The organism is Mesorhizobium sp. M2A.F.Ca.ET.067.02.1.1, from assembly GCF_004023285.1.
GTDB lineage: Bacteria > Pseudomonadota > Alphaproteobacteria > Rhizobiales > Rhizobiaceae > Mesorhizobium.
The window spans coordinates 1-1,057 of the sequence record NZ_RZSB01001201.1; the positions used below are offsets into that span (position 1 = coordinate 1).

Below are 1,057 nucleotides of genomic sequence, written 5' to 3' on the forward strand. Positions count from 1 at the left end.
CGGCGAGCGTGGCGTTGATATAGGTGACGCGGCCTTCCTGGTCGGCCGAGAAGAACCCGGCCGGCGCATGGTCGAGATGGTCGATGGCCTTTTGCAGGTCGAGGAAGAAACGCTCCTGCTCCGCCCGTTCCTGCGAGATGTCGGCAAGCTGCCAGGCCAGCATCGGCAGCCTTTGCCCGGGCATGCTGAAGGCGCGGGCGCGGGCCCGGTACCAGCGCGCGCCGGGCTCGGCGCCGGGCTTGATCGACTGCGCCAGCCGGAACTCGCCGTCGCCCGCCTGGCCGTCGCGCAGGCCCGACGCCAGCCTGTAGATCGTCATAGAGGCCTCGGGAACATCAGACAAGAGACCTTCGACGGTCTTGAGATCGGCCGCCGAGGCGGCGCCCGTCATGTCGGCATAGGCGCGATTGGCATAAACGACGCGGCCCTTGGTGTCGGTCACCAGCAGGCCCTGCGACATCGAGTCGACAAAGGCTTTCGACAGTTCGTCACCGGTCGACCGCGGCGCGATCTGCACGAAGCCGATCGCGGTCGCGAACAGGAAGCCGACGCCGATCATGGCGAGCACGCCGAGCATGCCGAGCAGAAAAGGATCGCCGAGCCGCTCGCGGAAAAGTCCGAAGACGATCGCGGCGCCGGTCAACACGACGATGAAGACGATGAGCCTGGTGACGGCGCCCGGACGCGTGTTCTGGTCGACGATCGGTACCGGATAGAAATCGCCGCGCGCTTCCTTGGCCATGTTCCCCCTGCTCGTGATTCCGGTGTCCGACGGGCGCGGACGGCCGGTTGAATCACATTCTCCTGTAACGGAAAAGGCCCCGGCGGCAAATGTCCGATAAAATCAATGATTCATGTTTCAAACTGTTCACGATGGGTGATGTGAACTTGCGGCGGGCCGCCACCGCGGTCTAGTGTCGCCTGACCTCAAGAGGCGATTGGGTGCACCGATGCTGCAGTGGCTGGATAGCGTGGCGGGTCCGGGTTATGTCGCCGCAATCCTGTGGACGTTTGCAGCACTCATTTTGCTCGTCGTCATCCTGCTCGTCATCAAGGT

The 1,057-nt window shown here is 64.0% G+C and carries 1 protein-coding gene; it reads right to left on the bottom strand.

Annotated elements, in window-relative coordinates; all coding sequences use genetic code 11:
- A partial coding sequence (locus EOA28_RS36730; RefSeq protein ID WP_128315891.1) for a PAS domain-containing protein occupies positions 1-742 on the bottom strand: 742 nt, incomplete at its 3' end.
- Positions 743-1,057: the final 315 nt, after the last annotated feature.